Source organism: Enterococcus sp. DIV0176 (genome assembly GCF_050528535.1).
Lineage (GTDB): Bacteria > Bacillota > Bacilli > Lactobacillales > Enterococcaceae > Enterococcus_B > Enterococcus_B thailandicus.
On the sequence record NZ_CP172879.1, the window covers coordinates 734,459 to 755,530 of the forward strand.

Annotated in this window: 17 protein-coding genes; 13 read left to right on the plus strand and 4 right to left on the minus strand. The window is 37.5% G+C overall.

Features of this window, described 5'->3' with window-relative positions; translation table 11 throughout:
• The first annotated feature begins 79 nt into the window (after positions 1-79).
• The 5 genes from IGJ66_RS03560 (at position 80) to copB (ending at position 5,880) form a co-directional block, all read left to right on the plus strand.
• Positions 80-625 carry a topology modulation protein gene (locus IGJ66_RS03560; protein ID WP_071869142.1) on the plus strand — a complete coding sequence of 182 codons (546 nt, stop codon included), beginning with the start codon at positions 80-82 and terminating at the stop codon, positions 623-625.
• A 73-nt stretch (positions 626-698) separates the two neighbouring features.
• Positions 699-1,133 carry a CopY/TcrY family copper transport repressor gene (locus IGJ66_RS03565; RefSeq protein WP_067483945.1) on the plus strand — a complete coding sequence of 145 codons (435 nt, stop codon included), beginning with the start codon at positions 699-701 and terminating at the stop codon, positions 1,131-1,133.
• Positions 1,134-1,146: 13 nt separating this feature from the next.
• Complete coding sequence (gene copZ, locus IGJ66_RS03570) at positions 1,147-1,359, plus strand: copper chaperone CopZ (RefSeq protein WP_430616826.1); 213 nt, start codon at positions 1,147-1,149, stop codon at positions 1,357-1,359.
• A complete protein-coding gene (locus IGJ66_RS03575; protein WP_430616827.1) occupies positions 1,356-3,539 on the plus strand; it encodes a heavy metal translocating P-type ATPase in 2,184 nt (727 codons plus the stop codon). Before copZ ends, IGJ66_RS03575 begins: the two co-directional genes overlap by 4 nt.
• Before the next feature lie 142 nt (positions 3,540-3,681).
• Positions 3,682-5,880: a copper/silver-translocating P-type ATPase CopB gene (gene copB / locus IGJ66_RS03580; RefSeq protein ID WP_270607510.1), complete on the plus strand. Its 2,199-nt coding sequence runs from the start codon at positions 3,682-3,684 to the stop codon at positions 5,878-5,880.
• Between the two features lie 27 nt (positions 5,881-5,907).
• On the opposite strand, the gene IGJ66_RS03585 is transcribed toward copB, so the two are convergent.
• Positions 5,908-6,060, minus strand: coding sequence for a hypothetical protein (locus tag IGJ66_RS03585; RefSeq protein ID WP_169819337.1), 153 nt, complete (start codon positions 6,058-6,060; stop codon positions 5,908-5,910).
• A gap of 296 nt (positions 6,061-6,356) precedes the next feature.
• Between IGJ66_RS03585 and IGJ66_RS03590 the strand changes: the two genes are divergently transcribed.
• The 6 genes from IGJ66_RS03590 to IGJ66_RS03615 all read left to right on the plus strand — a co-directional run bounded on the left by IGJ66_RS03590 (position 6,357) and on the right by IGJ66_RS03615 (position 14,413).
• Complete coding sequence (locus IGJ66_RS03590) at positions 6,357-8,012, plus strand: PTS transporter subunit EIIC (RefSeq protein WP_082904095.1); 1,656 nt, start codon at positions 6,357-6,359, stop codon at positions 8,010-8,012.
• Positions 7,978-10,014 carry a BglG family transcription antiterminator gene (locus IGJ66_RS03595; protein ID WP_067483955.1) on the plus strand — a complete coding sequence of 679 codons (2,037 nt, stop codon included), beginning with the start codon at positions 7,978-7,980 and terminating at the stop codon, positions 10,012-10,014. Before IGJ66_RS03590 ends, IGJ66_RS03595 begins: the two co-directional genes overlap by 35 nt.
• Before the next feature lie 33 nt (positions 10,015-10,047).
• The gene (locus IGJ66_RS03600; protein ID WP_067483957.1) at positions 10,048-10,488 is read left to right on the plus strand and encodes a PTS sugar transporter subunit IIA; all 441 of its coding nucleotides are present in this window, start codon (positions 10,048-10,050) and stop codon (positions 10,486-10,488) included.
• A 545-nt stretch (positions 10,489-11,033) separates the two neighbouring features.
• Positions 11,034-12,797: a PTS mannitol transporter subunit IICBA gene (locus tag IGJ66_RS03605; protein WP_430616828.1), complete on the plus strand. Its 1,764-nt coding sequence runs from the start codon at positions 11,034-11,036 to the stop codon at positions 12,795-12,797.
• Between the two features lie 14 nt (positions 12,798-12,811).
• Complete coding sequence (locus IGJ66_RS03610) at positions 12,812-13,249, plus strand: PTS sugar transporter subunit IIA (RefSeq protein ID WP_067483960.1); 438 nt, start codon at positions 12,812-12,814, stop codon at positions 13,247-13,249.
• Between the two features lie 12 nt (positions 13,250-13,261).
• Positions 13,262-14,413, plus strand: coding sequence for a mannitol-1-phosphate 5-dehydrogenase (locus tag IGJ66_RS03615; protein ID WP_430616829.1), 1,152 nt, complete (start codon positions 13,262-13,264; stop codon positions 14,411-14,413).
• 114 nt (positions 14,414-14,527) lie between these two features.
• Here IGJ66_RS03615 and IGJ66_RS03620 read toward each other — a convergent pair whose 3' ends face one another.
• From IGJ66_RS03620 to IGJ66_RS03630, 3 genes are read right to left on the minus strand one after another with little or no spacing between them, the layout of a single operon-like run.
• Entirely contained in the window at positions 14,528-16,699 is a 2,172-nt protein-coding gene (locus IGJ66_RS03620) for a transglutaminase-like domain-containing protein (RefSeq protein WP_430616830.1), read from the minus strand.
• A 12-nt stretch (positions 16,700-16,711) separates the two neighbouring features.
• Positions 16,712-17,779: a DUF58 domain-containing protein gene (locus tag IGJ66_RS03625; protein ID WP_430616831.1), complete on the minus strand. Its 1,068-nt coding sequence runs from the start codon at positions 17,777-17,779 to the stop codon at positions 16,712-16,714.
• Positions 17,780-17,781: 2 nt separating this feature from the next.
• Positions 17,782-18,738: an AAA family ATPase gene (locus tag IGJ66_RS03630; protein WP_219854422.1), complete on the minus strand. Its 957-nt coding sequence runs from the start codon at positions 18,736-18,738 to the stop codon at positions 17,782-17,784.
• Between the two features lie 337 nt (positions 18,739-19,075).
• Between IGJ66_RS03630 and IGJ66_RS03635 the strand changes: the two genes are divergently transcribed.
• Complete coding sequence (locus IGJ66_RS03635) at positions 19,076-20,368, plus strand: hypothetical protein (RefSeq protein ID WP_071869155.1); 1,293 nt, start codon at positions 19,076-19,078, stop codon at positions 20,366-20,368.
• A 73-nt stretch (positions 20,369-20,441) separates the two neighbouring features.
• Positions 20,442-21,038 carry a prevent-host-death protein gene (locus IGJ66_RS03640; protein ID WP_095803478.1) on the plus strand — a complete coding sequence of 199 codons (597 nt, stop codon included), beginning with the start codon at positions 20,442-20,444 and terminating at the stop codon, positions 21,036-21,038.
• The last annotated feature ends 34 nt before the right edge of the window (positions 21,039-21,072 follow it).

The window sequence follows — 21,072 nt, forward strand, 5'->3', positions numbered from 1 at the left end:
ATTTTTTTGTGTATCGTAAAAACTATACATATTCATAAGTAGGAATGAAATCAAGAAAATAGAGAGGGAGGATTTATCAATGAATTATTTGATCATGGGCAATTCTGGTTCAGGGAAGTCAACATTTGCTCGGAAACTTCAACAAGTAACAGGAGCCAGTTTATTGCCACTGGATTTTTTGTGGCATCAAACAGACTATAGCGAAGAAGCTCAAATTTGGTTTCAGGCAGAGCAAGAAAAGTTTATCCGCACAAATGAAAACTGGATCGTGGATGGCAATTATTTAGGAACAAGTGACTTACGGTTCCAACATGCGGACATACTTATCCTCTTAAAAGTACCACGTCTACTGTCCTTGTTTCGAGTAATTTCTCGTTCAATCAAACGAAAAAATAATCCAGATTCTAGACCAGATATGCCAAAAACATTTCAGGAAAAATTTGATCGAGAATACTTAGATTTTCTACTCTACATTTGGCGATTTCCCAACAACCAAGCAGTGAGACTAGAACAAATTTTGCAGGAGCAACCCAATGAACTACAAGTAATCATTCTAAAAAGCAAAAGAGATCAAAAAATTTTCTTTCAAAAATTAATCGAGCAAAAAAGAAGTAAAGAGAGTTGACAGTTTTTGTTTACAGTTGTAAACTAAGCTTGTCTTTAAAGATTACAAGTGTAAACGAAGAGGGGTGAAAGCAATGGTAAAAACGAAAATGCCTGTTAAAATTAGTGATTCTGAGTGGGAAGTAATGCGAGTGATTTGGACATTGAACCAAACGACTGCGCAAGAGATCACTCAAATTTTAGCGGATTCAATGGACTGGAAAGCTGCTACTGTCAAAACGTTACTGGGACGACTAGTGAAAAAAGAAGTTGTGTGGACGCAGCAAGAGGGGAAAAAATTTATTTATCATCCGGCAGTTTCTGAAATGGAAACGGTTCGTAGCGCAACAGAAAATTTATTTTCACATATTTGTGCAAAAAAAGTTGGTGAGACGATTGCTGACCTAGTGGAAGAAGCCACTTTGACACAAGCAGATATCGATAAAATTATGGAACAGTTGCAACAAAAAGAACCAGTGGCAACAATTGCTTGCAATTGTATCCCCGGACAATGTACGTGTAAATCATAAGGAGGAATTTAGGATGAAACAACAATTTTCAATTCAAGGTATGAGCTGTAGCCATTGTGTAGCAAAGGTTGAAGAAACACTTCAAACATTACCAGGTGTTCAAAAGGTAAAAGTAAATCTGAAAAAAGCGAAGGGCATGGTCAAATTCGACGAAAGTCAAATTCAATCAGACCAAATCAAAGAAAAAATTACAGCACTAGGATATCCTGCAGAGGTGATTGAATGACTGAAACACCACAAATGACTACCTTGGTGATTACTGGTATGACTTGTGCAAATTGCTCTGCACGAGTGGAAAAAGAATTAAAAGAACAACCAGGAGTGATTTCGGCAACGGTCAATTTAGCAACGGAAAAAGCAAGTGTCAAATATGCTGAGACTTCTTCTGAGGCATTGATTCAAAGTGTCGAAAAAATTGGGTACGGCGCAATTTTATATGACGAAGAACACAAACAAAAAATTGCTGAAGAAAAAAAAGCGTACTTACGAAAAATGAAACGAGATTTATTTTTAAGCGCACTCTTAACTTTTCCATTAATGGCATCAATGATTGCCATGATGTTAGGAAATCATGGCGTACTTGTTCAATTTTTCCATCAACCAATGGTCCAACTGCTTCTGGCGTTTCCCGTCCAGTTTTACGTGGGTGCACGTTTTTACCAAGGTGCATATCATGCACTGAAAACCAAGGCACCAAACATGGATGTTTTGGTCGCTCTTGGAACGACTGCTGCTTTTCTATTAAGCATTTATAACGGATTTTTTTCAAGTACAACCAATGATTTGTATTTTGAAAGTAGCAGTATGATCATCACCTTGATTTTATTAGGAAAATATTTAGAGCATACAGCCAAAAGCAAGACAGGCGATGCTATCAAGCAATTGATGTCGCTACAGATGAAGACAGCTCAGAAATTAGTTGATGGTGTCGAAGAAACGATTGCGATCGAAGACGTTACAGTGGGAGATTGTTTAGTGATTCGCCCTGGTGAGCAAATTCCGACAGATGGGAAAATCATTTACGGAAGTAGTGCGATGGATGAAAGCATGTTGACAGGGGAAAGTTTGCCGGTGGAAAAACATCTTGGTGACGCCGTTTTTGGAGGAACAGTGAATACGACTGGTCTAGTACAAATTCAAGTTTCCCAAGTCGGTAGTCAAACCGTGTTAGCTCAAATCATCCAAATGGTAGAAGATGCCCAAGGAAGTAAGGCACCAATTCAACAAATTGCTGACCGTATTTCTGGTATTTTTGTACCTGTAGTCTTAGTTGTTGCTTTCTTTACGTTGGTTTTAACTGGATGGCTTACAGGTGATTGGCAATTGGCTTTGATTCACAGCGTATCCGTTTTAGTGATTGCTTGTCCTTGTGCCTTAGGATTGGCAACACCAACAGCAATTATGGTTGGAACAGGTGTCGGCGCACGAAATGGTATTTTGATTAAAGGCGGCGAAGCGTTAGAAGAAGCGGCGGGACTTACGAGTATTTTATTAGATAAAACAGGAACGATTACACAAGGAGCACCTCAAGTAACTGATGTGATTGGTTCAACAGAAGTTGTTAAACTCTTTCATAGTTTGGAACAAGCTTCCGAGCATCCTTTAGCAAAAGCAATCAATGATTATAGCAAAAAAAACGGGATTGCTCCTTATGAAGTGAGTGAATTTACTGCACATCCGGGCGTCGGAATCAGTGGGAGAATCAATCAGCAAGAATATTTTGCTGGGACAAAAAAACGCTTAGCTCAATTAAGCCTATCAGTTGCGTCATTGGAAGAACAAGCGCTACACTTAGAACGAGAAGGAAAAACAGTCATGTATTTGGCTGATGAGAAGCAAGTTTTAGGATTGATTGCAGTAGCTGATGCAGTAAAACCAGAAGCAAAACAAGCAATTGCAAAACTTCAAGCACAAAAAATCGAAGTGTACATGGTGACGGGTGACAACAAACTTGCTGCTAATGTGATTGGTAAACAAGTAGGTCTTGATTCAGATCATATTTTTGCGGAAGTACTGCCAGATGAGAAAGCCGCTTATGTTCAACGATTACAACAAACGGGTCAGAAAGTCGGCATGGTTGGTGATGGAATCAATGATGCCCCAGCCCTTGCTTTAGCTGATGTTGGTTTAGCGATGGGAAGTGGAACGGATATTGCCATGGAAACAGCTGATGTTACTTTGATGAATAGCAATTTAATGGCTGTTGAGCAAACGATTGACCTATCTCGTGCTACGTTGAAGAAAATCAAACAAAATCTTTTTTGGGCTTTTGTTTACAATACAATTGGGATTCCATTTGCTGCGTTTGGTTTGTTGAATCCGATTATCGCTGGTGGCGCGATGGCATTTAGTTCAGTCAGTGTGCTACTTAATTCATTGAGTTTGAATCGAAAAATGAAAAAATAATTGAAGTGAAGAAGGGATCGAGATGAAAGAATCAGAAAAACAGAATGAATTGTCGAAACACGATCATGAAAAAATGATGCAGGATCAGATGTCTCACGATGAGCAGCATTCAGCGAGTCAGGAGGCTCATGAAAAGCAAGAAATGGACAAGCAAAAGCATCAGCATGACATGAGTGGAATGGATCACTCGAAGCATGAAGGAATGAATCACGAGCATGACATGAGTGGGATGGATCATTCAATGCATGGACATATGCATGACCATGATATGGGTGGGATAGATCACTCGAAGCATGAAGGAATGAATCACGAACATGATATGAGCGGAATGGATCATTCAATGCATGGACATATGCATGACCACGATATGGGTGGGATGGATCACTCCATGCATATGGGGAATTTTAAGCAGAAATTTTGGTTGTCCCTTGTTTTAGCTATTCCAATCATTCTTTTGTCACCAATGATGGGCTTGGAACTGCCTTTTCAAATCAGCTTTCCTGGTTCTGAATGGGTTGTCCTTGTTTTAGCTACGATTCTCTTTGTTTATGGTGGTCAACCATTTTTAAGTGGTGCCAAAATGGAATTGGAGCAAAAGAGTCCGGCAATGATGACCTTGATTGCAATGGGGATTTCTGTTGCATATATTTATAGTTTGTACTCTTTTATCGCGAATTTAGTTAACCCACATGCACATGTGATGGACTTTTTCTGGGAATTAGCTACTTTAATCGTCATTATGTTACTGGGCCATTGGATTGAGATGAATGCTGTTTCAAATGCAAGTAATGCGTTGCAAAAGCTAGCAGAGTTATTGCCTGAATCAGTTAAGCGAATCAAGGAAGATGGGACGGAAGAAACAATTTCTTTGAAAGAAGTTCATGAAGGTGATCATCTAGTCGTACGCTCAGGAGATAAAATGCCGACAGATGGCATCATCATCAAAGGAAGTACGATTGTCGATGAATCAGCTGTTACGGGTGAATCAAAAGGAGTCAAAAAACAAGTTGATGATCGCGTAATTGGCGGATCAGTCAATGGTGAAGGTACGATTGAAATCAAAGTTACGGGTACAGGTGAAAATGGATACCTTGCGAAAGTAATGGAAATGGTTCGTAAAGCACAAAGTGAAAAATCAAAATTAGAGTCTTTATCAGACAAGGTTGCTAAGTGGTTGTTTTACGTTGCGTTGATTGCAGGGATCTTAGCATTTATTATTTGGCTAGTTGTAGCCGATTTACCTACCGCGTTAGAACGAATGGTGACGGTCTTTATTATTGCGTGTCCCCACGCACTAGGTTTGGCAATTCCTTTAGTTGTAGCTCGTTCAACATCAATTGCTGCAAAAAACGGCTTGCTGTTGAAAAATCGCAATGCTTTAGAACAAGCCACTGATTTGGATGTCATCATGTTAGATAAAACCGGAACCTTGACGCAAGGAAAATTTACGGTCACAGGTGTTGAAATGCTAACTGATTCTGTAACGAAACAGGAAGCACTTGAAATGATTGGTGCGCTAGAAGCAAATGCCAACCATCCATTAGCAATCGGGATCATGAGCTATCTGCAAGAGCAAAAAATTACACCCGCTAAAGCTGAAAATTTGAAAAATTTAGCAGGTGTTGGCTTAGCTGGCACGGTGAACAATCAGGAAGTCAAAATCGTGAATGAAAAAGAAATCAAACGACTTGGCTTCGTTGTAAAACCAGAGTTACTCCATAGCTATCAAGAACAAGGAAATACGATTAGCTTTTTACTTTTAGCAGACCAATTGGTGGCAATGATTGCACTAGGTGATGTCGTGAAACCAGAAGCAAAACAATTTATCCAAACATTGAAAGATCGCAAAATCACACCAGTCATGTTGACCGGTGATAATGAAAGTGCTGCTCAAGCAGTAGCACATTATTTAGGAATCGATGATTTTTATGCGGGATTGTTGCCTGATGATAAAGAGAAAATCGTGCAAAATTATTTGCAACAAGGTAAAAAAGTCATTATGGTTGGTGACGGGATCAATGATGCACCAAGTCTAGCTCGTGCAACAATCGGTATGGCAATTGGTGCCGGAACAGATGTGGCAATTGATTCAGCAGATGTCGTTTTAACCAATAGTAATCCCAATGATATTTTGCATTTCTTAGATTTAGCAAAACAAACAAGAAGAAAAATGATTCAAAACCTTTGGTGGGGAGCAGGCTACAATATTATCGCAATTCCTTTGGCTGCCGGGATTTTAGCGCCAATTGGTATTTTATTAAGCCCAGCTGTTGGTGCTGTCTTGATGTCACTCAGCACAGTCGTAGTTGCTTTGAACGCGTTGACTTTGAAAATCAAATAAGTTAGATAAAACCAAGGGGTGATGAGCTTAGGCCATCACTCCTTTTTTGATTAATCCAAAGCTTGTTTGAAATAATCGTGCTTTGGCTTCAAGCTCGATTTTTACTTTTTCAATTTCTTTTAATGAAAGTGTTTGGCTTTCGTGGATTTTCTTTTTCGACTTTTGTAAAAGTTCACTCATTTGTAGAACCTCCATTCATACAAAAATAATTAGTTAGGTACCGAATCATTTTCTTGTTTCGATTATAGTTCGGTACCTAACTATATGTCAAGAAGTTTTCTAAAAAAGAATAGATTAGATGTGAACTACATAAAAATTTTGTGGACGCTTTGGGTTCTTTGTTATACTTTAATAGTGACTCTTCAGATGATCATCTTGAAGTGTAAGGAAGTGGGGAGGAAAATCACTTGGTAGAAAACATAACGACCAAAAGCTTGGGACTACGAAAACTTGGACATAAATTGAGCCAATTGATTATGCCAAACCTAAGTATTTTTATTGCTTGGGGATTTCTTTCTTTTCTAACGCCTTATTTTTCTGGAGAATTAGCCCAGAGGCTGAATGAAGTGAGCGAGTGGATGCTTCATTTGTTATTACCGATTTTGATTGGTTATCTAGGTGGGAAAATTACTGGAAATCAACGTGGAGCAATTGTTGGCGCAATTGCTACGCTAGGAATCATTGTTGGTTCAACTGCGCCACAAATTGTGGGAGCCATGATTATGGGAACGTTAGCAGGAAAAGTGTATGATTTTTTTGAAAATAAAGTTAAAGAACAGTTTACGATTGGATACGAGATGTTGATTCATAATTTACTTGTAGGAATCATCGGTGGTGTATGTTGTCTGCTGGGAATGATTGTGATTACGCCTCTCATTTCTTCGGTTAGCCAAATGATTTCACAAGCTATTCTTTGGTTGACGGAAATGAAAATGCTTACGTTAGCTCATGTCTTGTTGGAACCACTCAAAGTATTGTTTTTTAATAATATTATCAATCATGGAATTTTGACACCACTTGGCATTGAATTTACTCAACAAGAAAACTCATCGATTTTATTCTTGATGGAGGCGAATCCGGGGCCTGGGATTGGTGTGTTGCTTGCGATTCTTTTTCAGGGAAGAAGAGAAACCAAAACCAATGCAGGGAGTGCGCTAATGATCCAAGCTATTGGTGGTATCCATGAAATTTATTTCCCTTTTGTATTAATCAAACCAAAACTTGTATTGGCAGTCATTTTGGGCGGTGCTAGCGGAACCTTTCTGTTTCAGTTATTGCATGTAGGGTTAAGTGCGCCAGTCTCACCGGGCTCATTAATCGTTATTTTGACGAATACGCCGACAAATCAGCTTTTAGCCGTTAGCTTTGGCATTTTAGTGAGTATTCTAGTGACGTTTAGTTGTGCATTGTTTTTACTAAGGAAAGAAGCAGTGAATGTTGAACAAGAAAAGTCAAATGATGAGGAACGTGAAGAAATGCAACTAGCGAAAAATAAAAAAATTATCTTTGCTTGTGATTCGGGAATGGGCTCAAGTGCGATGGGTGCTGCGCTATTAAAGAAACAACTACAAGTCGCAAACTTACCTGCAAGCGTTGATTATGCTTCGATTTATCAAGTCAAAGATCAACCAGATCAACTAATTATTGTTCAAAGTGAACTGACAGTGCTCGCACAACAGCAAGCACCAAATAGCCAAATTCTCTCCTTGGATCACTTTTTGGAAGTAGAGAATTCTTTACCAAAGATTAAAAGCTTTCTTTTAACAACTACTCACATGGAGAAATCCGCAGAAATTGCCATAGAAATGGACAGAAACGAAACTGAAAAGGTCGTGTTTTTATACGCTGAAAATATTCGAGGCTCACAAACGATGGGCATGACGATCCTAGCACAATTAGCGAAGAAACAGGGACGCTCACTTTCCATTAGCAAGCTACCAATTGAACAGTTAGTAGGCGAAAAAGAAACCATTTATGTTGCTACAACTGCTTTCTTCCACAAGTATCCCCAGTTAGCAGAACTCTCCAAGATTGTTTTAGTTGAACATTTCGTTTTAACAACAACCTATGAACAATGGATGAAAGGAGGAGTTGAGCATGTACTTGTCCACAAGGGAAAAACAATTGATTAGTGAGTTGTTACACAGTTCCACACCAGTGTCCGTAGATCGAATGATGACGGTCTTAAAAGTTAGCAAGCGAACAGTTTATCGTGAGCTAGATCAGTTAGCTTTATCGTTGAAAGCAGTTGATGCGCAATTAAAAAAAGTAACACGTGGTTCGTTCTTGATTGATGCGACAACTGAAACCAAGTCGAAACTATTAGCAGAAATCAATGATGAAGGTGGCGAAGAGCTTTCGACATTGGAGCGACAACATGCGATTTTATTAGCGATTTTATTGACAGCACAGCCGTTGAGTTTAGCACATTTTTTGGAAACTTATTTAGTCAGTAATACAACATTTTATGCAGATATCAAGCAACTTGAAGCAAGTATCGAACACTTGCCTTTAAAAATTGTTCGTAACCAAGGATATGAAATCGTTGGCCCAGAAAAATATCGACGTTTATTGGCGGCGAATGTGTTGGAATTGGAAATTAATGAATATGAATTGTTTCATCTGATGAAAGAACAAAAAAGTTCAAATTATTTTTTTCAATTTATTCAGTTAGAAAATTTTTTTTTAGTGAGAAAGATGATTAGTGAAGAGCTGATTGGCAAAAAAAATGAGCTGAGTGACCGCAAATTAGCGCATCTGATTTTGATATTGACGCTGACGATGGATCGGGTGAAAAAAAATCAGTTTTTGACGAATGAAACATATTTAGGTTTAGCCAATAAAGAGTTTTTACAAATCGCCAAGCGACTTTTTGCTATTATCGGAAAAGAAAGCCAACAACTTTATCCAGTGAATGAAATTGTCTTTTTTGCAAGTTTGTTGAATGATTTTTCTAATTCATTTGATAAAGATTTCTTTGATGAACATTTTGATACACAGCTTGCTTATCTAGTAAAACAGCTGATTACATTAGTTAGCGAAGAAACAGATGTACGTTTTTATGAAGATGAAAGTCTTTATAAAATGTTACTAACACATTTGTCTGGGGTATTTTCTCGAGCGATTTTGCAAGAAGAAACGTTGACGAATCCGATTCTTGAAAAAATCATGGTTCAATACGAGGAACTGACTACCGCCATTCGATCCGCAGTTAATCAAGTCTTTCAAGAAAAACAGTTATCCAATGAAGAAATTGCCTATATGGTTTTACATTTTGCTAGTTCACTTGAACGTAGTCCAAAAGAAAGTTCGATCCGTATTGCCGCTTTTTCTCCAAGTGGTTTGGCCTCAACTAGTATGCTAGAAATGCGCTTGAAACGGTATTTTCCTTCGATTAGTCAACTGGAATTTTATCGGATTGCAGATATCAAAAAAGTAAATCTTAAAAAAACATATGATGTGGTCATTTCGACTTCCGTTTTACCGGGATACACAGGAAATTATTTGTTGGTGTCACCCTTATTGTTAGAAGATGAAATCAAACGTTTGAAACAAGCTTTTCAAAAAGTGAGAAGCGCTCATCCTTTGCCAGCAGAAAAAACGACTACATCTGAGCCAATTTTAGCAGATCAATACGAACAAACTTTAGCTGTGATGGAAAAAATCAATCAGTTACTTTCTCGCTTTTTTATTCAAGAAATCAGTAATGAAGACAAACTAAGTGAGATTATAAAGCAGGTTCTTTCTTTTTTACCAACGAATTTACTTACAGATGAAAAAGACGTCCAAGAAAAATTAATGCGACGGTATCAACAATCACCAATTGGGATTCCTAAAACAACTATGGGCTTGTTTCACACATCTAGTTCAGCAGTGGCAGCTCCAGTTTTTTGTATCTTCGAGTTGAAGCAACCAATCACAATTGAAGGAATGGACAAGCAATCGATCACGCTTGAACGAATGATGCTAATGCTCGCTCCCTCACCAATTGAGGAAACAGATAGCCGCTTACTAGGAAAAATCAGTGCAGCAATGATTATGAATGACTTGAACTTAGAAATTTTTCAGTCAGGTAATCAAGCAATCGTCTATCAATTGTTGGCAAAAATTTTGATTGATGAGATGAAAAAGTAAAGGAATGAAAAAAGAAACGGAGAGGAGACAAAAATGGAATTAGCCACAGAAAGAATTCAATTGAATCAAACTTTCAGTGATTGGCAAGATGCGCTGACAAATATTGGGGCATGGTTAACTAACCAAGGCTGGGTAAAAGCGGGGTACACTGAATCAATGATCGAACGTCAAGAATTGATGAGCGTTTATATTGGTAACTTTGTTGCCCTACCTCATGGCAACGAAGAACTGGTAGTTAAAGAAGGCATCTCACTTATCCAAGTGCCTGACGGGGTTAACTTTGGAACTAAAGAAGAGCCAAAAATTGCCACAATTCTATTTGCGGTTACCTTCAAAAAGGAACAGCAATTACCAATGTTACAAGAACTGGCATTTTTTTGTGCGGAAATTGAACAAGTGATTGCGTTAAGCGATGCGAAAACTGTGTCAGAAGTGCAAGCAATTTTGGAAAAAAACACCACTAAGTTTGAGTGAAAATTTATAGTTAAAATGAATGAATATTAGTGAACTGTAAAAGAAGGTTGTGGTGCCAAGCGTTCAGCTTCGAAAAAATAATGAGCAACTGACAAAAATAGCTTTTCATGTTTTTGGACAGTTATGAATTATTTCGAGAAGTTGCTTGGGGAACACCGAGGCGAAGGTTGTGGCGCAAAACGCTTAGCTCTGACAAGATAGCGAGTAGGCACTCAAAAATAGTTTTTCATCTTTTGAAATGACGCAAGCTATATGGAGGAGTTGTTTTGGGAACACCGAGGAGAAGGCTGTGAAAGAAGTGTTCAACTCCAATAAATAAAAAAATTACCAGAAATTGCTTCTCAAATTTTTAAGTAATTTGAGCTTATTTGGAAGAAGTTACTTCTGGAACACCGTTTATTTTGAAAAAAGAGTACGACAATCGTCGTGCTCTTTTTTTTTATACTCTCCATGTTTTGGCACAAACCTTTGTGCCAAAGTACGACTATTTATGTATTTAGTAAGCGGATACAATTAAGCCATAAAGAAGAAAAGGAGCTAAAAAAATGGAGCAGACGATGAATACCAAAGAAAAAGTCTCACTGAAAGCACGTGTTCAAAAATTAGGAAGTACCTTGTCTAGTATGGTGATGCCCAACATTGGAGCACTAATAGCATGGGGTGTCCTAACAGCTTTATTTATTCCAGATGGCTATTTACCGAATGAACAATTTGCGACAATGGTTGGTCCAATGCTGACTTACTTGATCCCGCTATTGATTGGTTACACTGGTGGAAAAGTAATCGCAGGTGATCGAGGCTCAGTTGTCGGAGCCATCGCAACGATGGGCGTCATCGTGGGGACAGATATTCCAATGATGCTTGGCGCGATGATTATGGGGCCTTTGGGCGGTTATGCAATAAAAAAATTCGATCAGGTATTTCAATCACGAATTAAATCAGGATTTGAAATGTTAGTTAATAATTTTTCAGCAGGATTGATTGGTTTTGGTTTAGCTCTAGTTGGTTTTACCGGGATTGGTCCAGTTGTGGATGGCTTGACACAAGCGATGGCCCAAGGTGTAGAAGTTATTTTAAACGCGCACTTAATTCCACTTACGAATATTTTTATCGAACCAGCGAAAATTTTATTTTTGAATAATGCAATCAATCATGGCATTTTAACACCACTTGGAACAGAGCAAGTCGCAACAGCAGGCAAATCAATTTTGTTCTTATTAGAAGCCAATCCTGGCCCTGGCTTAGGTGTGTTATTAGCTTTTACTTTCTTTGGCAAAGGCGCAGCAAAATCTTCTGCACCCGGTGCAATCATTATCCACTTCTTAGGTGGAATCCATGAAATCTATTTTCCATACGTCATGATGAAACCGCTTTTGTTCTTGTCGGTAATTGCAGGCGGAATTTCAGGAAGTTTCATTTTCCAATTATTAGATGCAGGACTACGCGCGCCAGCTTCACCCGGATCAATTGTTGCTATTTTAGCAATGGCACCACTTAGTTCTTATCTACCAGTGTTATTAGGTATTGGAGTTGCAACCATCGTTTCATTTGCAATATCTGTAGTTATTTTAAAGGCAGATGCTCGAGAAGAATCAGAAAGTTTTGAGCAATCGGTTCAAGAAATGAAACAAGCCAAACAAACTGCTAAAGGCTTGACTATTCGTCCAGAGGCATTTTCATCAACTAAAAAAATTATTTTTGCCTGTGATGCAGGTATGGGTTCAAGTGCAATGGGAGCTTCAATTTTAAGAAAAATGGTTCAGAAAGCTGGTCTGCCACAAGCCGTGACAAATCAAGCGATTAGTCAGTTAGTAGATGAAGAAGGGACGCTAATCATTACCCAAGTTGAATTGCAAGAACGAGCAAAACAAAAAGCACCACATGCACAGTTTGTTGCAGTTGAAAACTTCTTGAATTCACCGAGATATGACGAGGTAATCCAACAATTAAGCCAAAAAGAAACAACCGAAACTAGGGAACTAATGGACGAACCATCAATCGAAATCGGACCACAAGACATGAGTAAAATCCAAAAAATCGTGATTGTCCACGACCAACGAGCAGGATCGGCAACGATGGGAATCAATGTCTTAAAGGAAGTGCTTCAAAAAAATGATATTCAAATTCCATTAAAAAAAATCAAGATTGATGAATTAGCTGATGATGAACATTCATTGGTACTTGCTAAAGAACATTTGACGAAAGAAATTCAAGAGCTTGCACCTAATGCTCTTCACTTACCAGTTGAAAGCATGGTTCAAATCAAACATTACGAAACCATTGCGCAACAGCTTAAAAAATCTGCTTAAAAAAGGAGAAAACGATGAAAGCACTAGATTTTAGTATGATCGAATTAAACCAAGCATTTGCTTCTAAAGAAGAAGCGATTCGTTATTGCGGAGAAAAGTTAGTTGAGGCGGGCTGCGTGGATGAAGCATACATCGACTCAATGATTCAACGTGATGAGATGTTATCTGTCTATATGGGAAACTTTATTGCTATTCCTCATGGGACAGATTCAGCAAAAAAATATGTTAAGAAATCTGGTATCTGTGTAGTACAAGTACCCGAGGGAGTCAATTTTGGAACAGAAAATGAGGAAAAAATTGCGACTGTGTTATTCGGCATCGCAGGTGTCGGAGAAGAACATTTAGCGTTAGTTCAACAAATAGCCTTATATTGTAGTGATGTTGACAACGTTGTTCAGTTAGCAGATGCATTAAGTAAAGAAGAGGTTTGTGAAAATTTAGCGATTGCATAAGGAGAGAGAAAGATGAAAGCAGTACATTTTGGAGCAGGAAATATCGGACGTGGATTTATCGGTGAAGTGTTAGCAGAAAATGATTTTGACATTACTTTTGTGGATGTCAATCGTGAAATCATTGATGCGTTGAATGAAAGAAACGGATATGTTATCGAACTTGCGGATGAGTCAAAGAAACGAATTGAAGTCCAACATGTTTCTGGAATCAATAATCAAGAAAATCCTCAAGCCGTAATTGCTGCGATTGGCGAAGCAGACTTAGTGACAACTGCGATTGGACCCAACATTTTGCCTTTTATCGCAGAATTGATTGCTAAAGGGATTGAGCAACGAGAAAAAGTACAGAATACAACACCTTTAGATATCATTGCTTGCGAAAATATGATTGGTGGTTCAGCATTTTTAGAAAAAGAAGTTCGTAAACATTTATCACAAGTTGATTTTTTAGATAAGTATATTGGTTTCCCCAATGCAGCAGTTGACCGAATCGTTCCGTTACAAAAACATGAGGATCCGCTGTTTGTTCAAGTTGAACCTTTTAAAGAATGGGTGATTGCAGATCACGAACGAAAAAACACAGCAATCGAATTGGAAGGTGTCCTTTATGTAGCCGAGTTAGAACCTTATATTGAACGCAAGCTATTCAGCGTAAACACTGGACATGCAACAGCTGCTTACACGGGTGCTTTGCTAGGCTATCAAACGATTGATGAGGCAATGCAAGATGCGTTAGTTGTCGCACAACTAAAATCTGTGTTGCATGAAACAGGAAATCTGTTGATTGCGAAGTGGGGCTTTGATGAAAAGCAGCATGAGCAATACATTGAAAAAATTATTCAACGTTTCCAAAACAAATATATTTCCGATGCAATTAGTCGTGTTGCGCGGACACCTTTACGAAAATTAGGAAATCAAGAACGCTTTACTCGACCAATCTTGGAATTAAAAGAAAGAGATATTGTTTCACCACATTTGACTGCGACGATGGGTATTATTTTTAACTATTATGATCCAAACGATGAACAAAGTTGCGAACTTTATGAAATGAAGCAAACAAAAAATATCGAGGAACTGATCCAAACCGTGACAGGAATCAACGATGCGAAAATGATTGGCGCAATCAAACAAAATGTGGAACGCTACGATAAACAAGTTGCGTAATGAAAAGTTCGACCATTACATCAGATAAAAAAGAGGCTGGGACTCATCAAGTTCCAGTCTCTTTCTAATTTCTAAAACAAGTGAAAGCCACTTGTCTTTTAGTAGCATGAAAATTTAGTTTCGTTTAGAAAAGAAATGAAGTGATTTACTGATTGTTTTAATAATAGTCAGATAAGTTTCTTTATCAAAATGCATCGCTTGATTTTGTCCATAAATAGTTTCTTCATAGTTTTTGGTTAGCTTGATTAAATGTTGGTACATTGAAATCGCCTTTTCGACACGATAACTGTAGTCCTGTAAGCTTTCTGCACGTTGTCTTGGAAATAGCTTTTCTACATGTGCTAGCAATTGTTGATAGGTTCTTTGACTATCCGAAGCGAAAAAAGCCACTTGGTAATAAAAAATGTGCCAACGAACTTTTTGACGAAAGGAAGGAATGAGTAATGGGACGAGCAAAAATATGAATAGAAAGAAAACGACGAATTTCCATAAAGACCTATCTGCGATTGTTGTATCAGAAAAAATAGGGTTATCTTCTGTTGAAGTTATTGCCTCTGAACCAGTTGTTGAGGAAACTGCTGTCGTTTCGGCTGCTGACGATTGTGACTGACTTTCTGGAACGGCTGTGGGAGTCGTTTCCTGCTCACTTTGTGCAGTTGCTGGGTTTGCAAATGCTGGTGTGGGTTCAAAAGGTAACCAGCCAAAGCCAGGAAAATAAACTTCTGGCCAAGAGTGAGCATTGCTATTTAAAATACTGTATTCCTTGAGCCCATTACTGTGGCTACCTGTTTGATAACCCATAGTAAAACCTTTTGTCCAGCGTGCAGGGATACCAAGTGTACGCAGTAAAACTACCATAGCCGAAGAAAAATTATCACAATAACCAACTTTAGAATCAAATAAAAAGTGATCGACATAGTCATGATTTGCAGGTGTGTGTGGTGTATCGACTTTTGAATAACGGAATTCGCCACTACTTTTCAAGTAATCTTGGATTGCAAGAACTTGATCGAGTAAGGTTGTTTTGGTAGTTGTTATTTCTTCAGCAAGAGAAGTTATTCGTTTTGGTAAATTTTCTGGTAGCTGAAGCTCTGTTTGATGTTCTGCTTGATCTGCACCAGTTAAAACACTATCGACTAACATCTCATAAGTATAAGAAAGATTGGCAATAGTGAATGTCGCTGTGAATGATGATGATTTATCTAAGACAAAACGTTGAGTATCTGGTAAGAAAAATAACGCACTATCCTGCATTAATGGAAATGCCGTAAGACTAGAATTTCCATAAGAGTAGGGAAGAAAAGTCTGTTCTTCTGTTGTCAACTGAAGGGTAGTTGGTTCAGCAACGATTGTTTCTGGATAATTGAGTAATTGGTGTGGCAACTCGTTTATTTTAAAAGAATCTCGACTATTTTCTGTCCAACCAGTACCAGTATAGACTCCTTTATTCTGGATTTTATAATAATGACCAGATTCTTGAACTGCCGTAAAAACGATGTCCGTTTGATCGTAGATTGGTCCCCCAAGAGTTTCATCATTTTCACTGAATCCAGTTCTTGAACGTCCTGCTTCTTGAAATGTACGAATTCTGGCATACAGTCCTTGTTTGTTGAAGAATTCTCTGACAGGAGCGCTCTTTGCTTCAATTATTTGTGTAACTTCAGGTAATCGTGTAGGAATCCAAGCACTAATGCTCAGCGAGCCAAGCAAAATAACCGTAGCAAAGAAGACGAAGAGCCATCGGTTACTCTTTTTTGGAAGTAATGATAACTGACGAATGAAAAGATAACTGAATAAAATGATAACAATAAAAATACACTCAGTTAACAAATCAAATTCGCGGAAAATACTTAACATCATGAAATAAAGCACCAGTGCTAGAAAGGGAAGCGCCCATAAGTCATAATCAATGGTTAGAGTAGCTAATAAATAAACAAGACATAACATGAGAATGAATGCTGGCAATTCAGGAAAGTAATGGAACTGATTGGTGACTAATTCGTTAAATTCGGATTGGATTTGGCTTGTCAGCTCAAAAAACCAATTACTTCTGACTGTTGCTGGAGGAAAATAAACAAACAAGCTAACCAAGATAGCAAAAAAAGCTAAAACTACTCGAATAATTTTAGAAGAAATCAGTCGGATAATCAGACAGAAGATACCAATAGTAGCAATCAACGGTAAACTTGTGGTGAGATCATTCGCAGTTAAAAAAGTTGGAGCGCCTGCACTTAATAGAAAGAAGGCGTAAAAGCTCCGCCACCATTTTTTCGCCGAAAGATTCAACTTGAGCACCTCCTAACTAAGTTTTTTTAATGGAAACTTTCGTTGACTCCCATCTTGTATAAATAGTTGATTATTTTCAAAATAAATGACGATAACGTTGATGGCTTGCTTTCTCCAAGTTGAAAGTTGTTCATGGACTGCTAGAGAGAGTTCTGGAACAAACAGAAGTATCTCCTTGAAATCACGGACACTAAGGTCTGGTTGTTGTAGGTAATCATCTAAAGCACGTAACTGCGCAAAGAAAGCAGGAGAAGGTTGTGTACCTTGGTACTTCTGTTTAGCAAAAATCAGTTGATTTGGATAAGTTTTCTGGTCATAAGAAGCTAAAAAGGAAAAATATAAATCAAGCATTTTTTCAAAATTTGTTGCCGTTCCCCAAAAGAAACAGATTAAGTCAGTTTGTTGAACAGCAGGCTCATACTCACGAGAAAGCCATTGTTGATAGTAAGCGGAACGCTTCCAATCAATTTGTTTTAACGAATCGCCTTGACGATGCTCTCGAATCCCAGCAAGATTTTGAGAAGGTAAGAAGTTGTTTTTTTGTTGTTTACGTGTCAAAAAGCGCGCTAATTTTTGTGCTTCAGGTAATGTGTTATTTGGTAAGACTAGGGGGGTGAATATTATCTGTTTTGTTTTACTTTTTCGAAATAAACCTAAATAATCATAAGCGATGAATTGGACTGAAATTGTTTCAAAAATTCCTCTTTGTTGTGGCGTCCAAATGACTGATTGTTGTTGTTCTTTTTTTGAAATCATCAAAAAAGTCTGTGCTTCTGGTATAAATTCTTCTGGAAAATGTAATGTTAGGCGTGGTAAAAAAAGTGTTGGGACTTGTGACTTAGCAATGCGAACATTGACTGTTATTGAATTGTCTCGATAAACAAGTGTAGGAACGGTGAGAACCAGCTCGATTTTTGATAGTCGTCTGCTTAAGGAAAGCCAACTGAAAGTAATGTATAAGGTAAAGAGAATGACTAAAAACCAGCCAAATTGTTGATTAAATAAAAGCGTGAAGAGTAAAAATAAAAAATATATTAAAAAAATACTGCTATTAATGAGGTAATTCCAGTACTTTTTCATAACTATTTTACCGGAATTGGGATTTGTTTGAGCATTTCTGTTAAGAGTAACTCGATTTCTTCATCGGTCAACGAACGATCATGAAATAATAGACGATGTTTAAAAACAAATGGCAAGAGAACTTGAAAATCTATTGGTGCAACATATGTCCGCCCCTTGATGACTGCGTGGGATTTAGCCGCTTGAATAAAGGCTAAACTACCACGTGGACTGATACCCAATTTAATTGCTGGATGATTGCGTGTAGCAGTGACTAATTCTAGCGCGTATCGTGCGACTGAAGGGTCAAGATACGTTGTTGAGACAATTTGCTTGATAGAAGTGAGGGTCTCTTTGGTGAAAATGACTTTTAATGTCGCTAAAGACTGTTCTTGTGTTTCCAATAATAAAGACAGTTCTTCTTCAAAAGAAGGATAACCAATGTGTAAACGGAATAAAAATCGATCAAGCTGTGCTTCTGGTAACGGATAAGTTCCTTCATATTCAATTGAGTTTTGCGTTGCTAAAACGAAAAAATGATTATCTAAAGGATAAGTTTGATTATCAATAGTAATATGTTTTTCTGCCATGGCTTCGAGTAATGCTGCTTGAGTTCGTGGAGTTGTTCGATTAATTTCATCTGCTAATAAAATAGTAGTGAAAATCGGTCCAGGACGGAATTCGAACTCCTTTGTTTTTGTATTATAAAAAGAAAAACCCAAAATATCCCCCGGTAAAAGGTCTGGCGTAAATTGAACGCGACTAAACTCACCTTGTATTGTTTTAGCCAAAGCTTTTACAAGTAATGTTTTTCCGACACCAGGAACATCTTCAAATAAAAGATGTCCACCAGAAAACAGAGCAACGAGCATTAATTCGATGATTTGTTGTTTTCCCACGATGACTTTTTGAACCTCGGCTATTAAATGATCGACTTTTTCTTTTACTTCATGTATTGTATTTTCGTTATTTTTATTCATTTTTCACATCACCTTCTCATAAAAAACTTGTTTCTTTCATTGTAAAGGAAGCCGTACATTCCTACAAGCAAAGCAGTTTTGCTTAAAATAGTATGTTTTATCGATCTAAATTAAAAAATAAATGAGTTTTTAATGAAATAAATAGAAAATAAAAAATTGTTGAAGCTTTTTGCGTAGTTTATTACGACAGGTTTCTCTTCTCAGTGATCTAATGATGTGTGCAAAAAAGGAGGCAACTGTTTTAGCCAAAAAATGATTTTCCACAAAATTTTGTGATATCCCTGCGAAAAAAGCATACAGAGAAGTAGAGGATCGTAGCTTGGCTGGACCAAAACATATGAAATGGCAAAAATTGTTATCAAAAAATTCACAAAATTTATTTTTGCTGATGAATCAAATGAAAGATCTGACTTGGAAAAAAGCAGATCTTGCAGAAAAATTAGGTGTCGATGTCAAGACAATTGATCGACATTTAAGGCGTTTAGAGGTAATTGATTTTCCTGTACAACTGATTTACCAGAAAAAGTCGGTACGGCTGATTTATAGTTTAGGATACAGTGAACCTTATCTGCTATTTGATTTTTTGATTCATTCTGCATCATTTCGATTGTTGAAAGATTTAATTTTGGAAGAAAAGTATCAAGAAAATTATGATCGACCAACACAAGAACGTTTGCGAAAATGGTTGGGAGAGTATCACCTTTCTTTCTCTTATAAAAAAGGACAGATTTTTGGTTCAGAGAGGAAAGTTCGTTACTTACTCTTTAGTTTTTTGAAAGATTTTCCACATTTTTTTGTTGATGATGGAGAAGAATCTTTTTCGGAAATTTTTATTCGTTTGTTAAAGCAACGAAAACGATTGTCTTCAGTGGAAATTTTAGGAGATAACCAAACGATGTTTTTTGAATTGTTTCCAGAACTACTTTTTCGAGAAGAACAAAAGCTATCCGTAAAAGAAAAAAACTATCTGTGTATTGTGAGATTAAGTTGTAATGTGATTACCAAAAAGCGTTGGGAACGACTAGAACAAACGAAAGACTATCGAAAGCTGACAATTGTTACCGAAAAATTAGATTCATTTTTTTGGTTAAATAGTGATTTTGAAACGTTCAACAAGCAAAGAATCACGCAAGTTCTTTATCAAGAGTGGTTGCGTTATTCAATTGGAATCCAGGAACGTTTATCGGACGAAGAAGTTCAGGAGTATCAACAAACATTGAATACTTTTCCTAATGCAAAAGAAAAACTTCATCAATTTCGATTAGCAATTCAACAAGCCTTGACGCATCCATCTGTTAGTTGGGGCCTAAATTTATTAAAAACAATGCAAGAACGCGGATACTTAGAAGTGCATCCACCCTCTGTAAAAATTGTTTTACTCTTTCGTTTTGACCATGAAGAAGCAAGACGGTTAGCTAGAATTTTGGATACCGCGCTTCGTCATCGTAAACGGACGTCTATTCATGTGTGTACGAGAAGTAAACCACCACATTATGCAGATTTGATTATTACCGATCATTTTTCACCGTTAGCTTATTCTAAAGAACAGAAAACTTATTTTTACCATTCTTCTCTTGGCGTGGAACAACTGTTAAAGGATCTTGACGAATGGATTTCGCTAAAATTATAGAATCTTCGATGAATAAAACCAAAATTTACTGTGCTATGCTATAATAACCTTGATAAAAAAGGAGGGAACTTCGTTGGAATTAAAGAAATTAGAGGTCCCAACATCTTCAATTACAGAAGTCAAACGATCCCCCATGGATGTATTTGCTCAAGCAAGAGAAGCCGGGACTGGTGTATATATTTTTAACCGAGAAAAAGTGGCAGGTGTTATGCTGACTCAAGAACAATATGAAGCATTAGTTCAAGAATTAGATGACCTACGCGAACAAAAAGTAGCAAACAAACAGCAAATGTCAGAGATGATTGCCGAGGTAAAACCATCATTTGAAACAACTGCAGCAACAACCAATGAACCACCTGTGACATCAACGGTAGCCGGAATGGAAGAGTTGGTAGAAACACTTCAAAAAGTACTCATCACAGGAATGCCAATCGTAGCAAAAAATTTAGATGAACGAATGGTTTCACTTGGCTTTATCACGAAGAAAACAGGATTTGGCGGTGTCGTTGCCATGTTGGATGAACTAAATGAAACTGGAAAAATCAGTTATCAATTACGAAAAAGACAACAGGACCAATCCGTTATTGCAGAAATTATTGGGGAACAAGAAGCAAATTCTCCTGTTTTTGATAAATTGCTAATCAAGAAAATTTATATTCATGAAGGATAAAAAATAAGAGAGTCGCAACTAATTAGTTGCAGCT

Coding starts and splice junctions, on each gene's coding strand:
- IGJ66_RS03560 (WP_071869142.1), top strand. CDS start 80: ATGAATTATTTGATCATGGGCAATTCTGGTTCAGGGAAGTCAACATTT.
- IGJ66_RS03565 (WP_067483945.1), top strand. CDS start 699: ATGGTAAAAACGAAAATGCCTGTTAAAATTAGTGATTCTGAGTGGGAA.
- copZ (WP_430616826.1), top strand. CDS start 1,147: ATGAAACAACAATTTTCAATTCAAGGTATGAGCTGTAGCCATTGTGTA.
- IGJ66_RS03575 (WP_430616827.1), top strand. CDS start 1,356: ATGACTGAAACACCACAAATGACTACCTTGGTGATTACTGGTATGACT.
- copB (WP_270607510.1), top strand. CDS start 3,682: ATGGACAAGCAAAAGCATCAGCATGACATGAGTGGAATGGATCACTCG.
- IGJ66_RS03585 (WP_169819337.1), bottom strand. CDS start 6,060: ATGAGTGAACTTTTACAAAAGTCGAAAAAGAAAATCCACGAAAGCCAA.
- IGJ66_RS03590 (WP_082904095.1), top strand. CDS start 6,357: ATGCCAAACCTAAGTATTTTTATTGCTTGGGGATTTCTTTCTTTTCTA.
- IGJ66_RS03595 (WP_067483955.1), top strand. CDS start 7,978: ATGTACTTGTCCACAAGGGAAAAACAATTGATTAGTGAGTTGTTACAC.
- IGJ66_RS03600 (WP_067483957.1), top strand. CDS start 10,048: ATGGAATTAGCCACAGAAAGAATTCAATTGAATCAAACTTTCAGTGAT.
- IGJ66_RS03605 (WP_430616828.1), top strand. CDS start 11,034: ATGGAGCAGACGATGAATACCAAAGAAAAAGTCTCACTGAAAGCACGT.
- IGJ66_RS03610 (WP_067483960.1), top strand. CDS start 12,812: ATGAAAGCACTAGATTTTAGTATGATCGAATTAAACCAAGCATTTGCT.
- IGJ66_RS03615 (WP_430616829.1), top strand. CDS start 13,262: ATGAAAGCAGTACATTTTGGAGCAGGAAATATCGGACGTGGATTTATC.
- IGJ66_RS03625 (WP_430616831.1), bottom strand. CDS start 17,779: ATGAAAAAGTACTGGAATTACCTCATTAATAGCAGTATTTTTTTAATA.
- IGJ66_RS03630 (WP_219854422.1), bottom strand. CDS start 18,738: ATGAATAAAAATAACGAAAATACAATACATGAAGTAAAAGAAAAAGTC.
- IGJ66_RS03635 (WP_071869155.1), top strand. CDS start 19,076: ATGAAATGGCAAAAATTGTTATCAAAAAATTCACAAAATTTATTTTTG.